Below are 3,563 nucleotides of genomic sequence, written 5' to 3'. Positions count from 1 at the left end.
GCGAGGTATGAGTGAGGCTGTGGCAGCCGGGGGAGGCGACGCTGACCACTCACTCAGGCGCATAGTAAGGGAGAGTCCCGAAGAGTGGGGCCTTGTTGAAGGTCTGGCACTGGCTCACTCCAATCCTAACCGCTGCTCTCCGCTCTCGTCTTGGCTGTCGCTCCCGGCCTCTCTAGGAACCTCGCCTGTGGAGGCAAGAGATTGTCTTTTCTGCCAGCAGGTATTGCAGTAACCGCTAGCCACCAGATCGAGTGTTAGACCGTGAAAGCTGTACTGCCGTTGGAGATCTTCATGCAGGTTGCCGAGGAGGTTCTCATCGAGATGGATAATGACCCGGCAGCCGCGGCAGATCAAATGGTGGTGGGCCTTGCCTGGGGCGCATTCATAGCGCGGTGGCTCGCCCGGGAGGCGATTCTCGCGCACTAGCCCCAGCTCCTTGAGAAGCTCAAGGGTACGGTAGATGGTCGAGAGACTGACTGAGGGATTTTGCTGCTGGACGCGCTCAGTGATCTGCTCGATGCTCAGGTGGGCATCGGCCTCGTGAATGACATTTAAGATCATAGAGCGCTGTGGCGTCAGACGGTAGCCGCGCTTGCGCAGAAGCTCGTTTGACAATTGAACATAATGGTGCATTGCTGAAACCCCCGCATGCTGGTCGATGTAGGCTGTTCTTCCAGCGCCAGGAACAGCCTGACAGCCTCGTTGGCGCTAAGGGATGAGGGATTCAGGGAGCAGCTTTCCTTAAATCCTAGCATGGTCAGATGTGGGGCGTCAATGAGAACTGAGGGCCAGTCGAAGCCAGCAGGCGTGGTGTAGTGCAATAGGCGGGGGCCACTTAGCTGGCGGGGGAGAGGAACGCTCTGTCTGCAACCACCAGGGCTAGAAAGTGACCACTAGTTGGCGCTGAGCTGGGCGTGGAGTCAATGTCTAGGGACATCGGGTCAGAAGCAGAGTTTAGCTGCTGGCCATTGGAGGTCAGTCAGCTTGCCTGATGAGAGGGTGCAATGAAGGACGAAGGAGAATAGCACCATGACTACTACGCATTTCTGGCGCTCGGCCATTGATCCTCTACGCGTGATGAGTGCGCGCGTACTGCACTGGGAGGAAGAACAACCTCAGCAGCGAGAGGAAGCGCTAGCTGTCGAAGAGCCTCTAGAGGTGCGGCTTAACCAGCGCAGTCTGGCTGTGATTATGCGGACCCCTGGACACGATCGTGAGCTGGCTGTGGGTTTCCTTTTCAATGAAGGCCTTCTGCGCTCGCCTCAAGAGGTGCTCCAGGTGACGGAGGCCGTCGACGCCGATGGTCTTCCACTTCCGAATGTCATTGAGGTCACCCGGCGCGCTGAAGGCTCGCCGGTAGAGCAAGCTACTGCCGCCTGTCAGGCTACCTTTGAGCGTCATTTTGCGGTCTCTTCCAGCTGCGGACTTTGCGGTAAAAATAGCATTGCTGATCTGCTCACTTCCATCGCTCCGCTGGAGCCCGATGGACTACGCATTCGGGCTAGCGTTCTCTATACTCTACCTGAACGCTTGCGAGCCGCTCAGGCGCTTTTCTCGCATACTGGTGGGCTACATGCGGCGGCGCTCTTCTCACGAGAGGGCGATCTCTTGCTGCTGCGTGAGGATGTGGGGCGACACAATGCTGTAGATAAACTGGTCGGCTTTGGCCTGCTTCAGAACAGCTTTCCCTATCGTGAGCACATTTTGATGGTCAGTGGGCGTACCTCCTTCGAAATTATCCAGAAAGCCCTCTATGCCCGTATTCCTTGTGTGGCAGCGATCTCTGCGCCATCGAGCCTTGCTGTGGAGCTGGCAGAGCAAGCCGGCATCACGTTGATCGGTTTCCTACGGGGGCATTCGATGAACGTCTATACGCACCCTGAACGTCTGCTCTCGGCTAGCTAAAGGGGCCTCTTGCATGCGAAGGAGGAGCGCACTATAATAATGCGGACTATGCGAGGAGCCATGCAAACTGACACCATAGCCGCGATTGCTACCCCTCCCGGTGTGGGTGGCATTGGCATTGTGCGCGTGAGTGGGGAGGCAGCTTTCTCCATTGTGCTCCCGCTCTTCCGCCGTCCTCGGGGGGAGCAGACGCTCCCGCCCTCGCACCAGCTCACCTACGGGAGAATCGTCGACCCGCGTAACGGCGAGGTGATTGACGAAGTATTGGTAGCCTTCATGCGGCGGCCCCACACCTATACCCGTGAAGATGTTGTTGAGATCCACGGGCACGGTGGGCCATTGGTTTTGCAGCGGATTCTGCGTCTTGTCCTGGAACACGGGGCGCGACTCGCTCAGCCCGGAGAGTTTACCTTGCGAGCCTTTCTCAACGGGCGGCTTGATCTGGCTCAGGCTGAGGCGGTGATGGATATCATCAGCGCTCGTACGGAGGCGGGGCTACGGCTGGCCATGCAGCAGCTCCAGGGGCGCATGTCAGCCCGCTTACGCGAGGCCCGGCAGGCTGTGCTAGGCGTGCTGGCGCGCATCGAAGCGAGCATTGATTTCCCTGAAGACGATATCCCCACTCCCCAGGCTGAAGAATTGCGTCCCCAGATTCTGGCGGCTCAGAGCATGGTCGATGAGCTGCTGCAGGGAGCGGAGGCGGGACGCCTCTATCGGCATGGTCTACGCACTGTCATCATTGGCCGCCCGAACGTTGGCAAATCCAGTCTCCTGAATGCCCTCTTACGTAGCGAGCGTGCTATTGTTACGCCAATCGCTGGCACAACACGCGATACTGTCGAGGAGGTGGCCAATCTCCGCGGCATCCCCCTACACCTGATCGATACTGCTGGGATCACCCCCACGGACGACCCTGTGGAGCAGATTGGTATTCAGCGTAGCCGCGCTGCCGCGGAGAGTGCTGATCTGGTCCTGCTAGTCTTTGACTGTGCAGAAGACTTCACCGCGCAAGATCGCCAAGTCTGCGAAGAGCTGCAGCGCCTCGGCTTTGGCGGGGAGAACAGCACGGCGCCCAATGGCCGCAGTGGACGTCCAGTGATTCTGGTGCTAAATAAGATCGACCGCCCGCACTCGCTCCCAATCGAGCAAATACGTCGTTTCTGGCCAGAAGCGCCGCTGGTAATGACCTCGACTCTCACTGGCGAGGGGTTGAGCCAGCTAGAGGAGACAATCGCTGAACAAGTGTTGGCCGGGAAAGCCCTGCAGAGCGATAGCGTCCTAGTAACTAATCTACGCCATCAAGAGGCCTTGCGTTCGGCCTCTCAGCATCTGCAGGCCGCCTTGGCAACCCTGGAGCAGGGCTTGCCTCTTGATTTCGTCTCTATCGATCTGCAGGCTGCCTGCCAGGCTCTCGGCGAGATTACTGGCGAGACGGCCAGCGCTGACCTGCTCGAACGCATCTTCAGCGAATTCTGCATTGGGAAGTAGCGCTCTCTTACTCCTGTTCCTGCTGTTGCTGCATCGATATATTTTTAATAGTAGGTATTTAGTAATTTAAGAAGAAAGATGATCTCTAGAAGCACTCTGAAGCGTTCGACACTGCTCCTTATCGTAGCGATCATACTGAGCAGCGTAGCCCTGACGGCTCTGGCCTATCG

3 protein-coding genes are annotated in these 3,563 nt (G+C 57.9%); 2 read left to right on the top strand and 1 reads right to left on the bottom strand.

What is annotated here, in order from left to right; genetic code table 11:
* Positions 1-114: 114 nt before the first annotated feature.
* Entirely contained in the window at positions 115-633 is a 519-nt protein-coding gene (locus IRZ24_RS18165) for a Fur family transcriptional regulator (protein WP_297167430.1), read from the bottom strand.
* Positions 634-1,029: 396 nt separating this feature from the next.
* Between IRZ24_RS18165 and fdhD the strand changes: the two genes are divergently transcribed.
* Both fdhD and mnmE read left to right on the top strand, forming a co-directional pair.
* Complete coding sequence (fdhD, locus tag IRZ24_RS18160) at positions 1,030-1,905, top strand: formate dehydrogenase accessory sulfurtransferase FdhD (RefSeq protein WP_297167426.1); 876 nt, start codon at positions 1,030-1,032, stop codon at positions 1,903-1,905.
* Positions 1,906-1,965: 60 nt separating this feature from the next.
* Complete coding sequence (gene mnmE / locus IRZ24_RS18155; RefSeq protein WP_297167423.1) at positions 1,966-3,393, top strand: tRNA uridine-5-carboxymethylaminomethyl(34) synthesis GTPase MnmE; 1,428 nt, start codon at positions 1,966-1,968, stop codon at positions 3,391-3,393.
* Positions 3,394-3,563: the final 170 nt, after the last annotated feature.

Origin of the sequence: Thermogemmatispora sp., assembly GCF_019683755.1 — a bacterium.
Classification (GTDB): Bacteria; Chloroflexota; Ktedonobacteria; order Ktedonobacterales; family Ktedonobacteraceae; genus Thermogemmatispora.
This window is presented reverse-complemented; position numbering and strand designations above follow the sequence as displayed.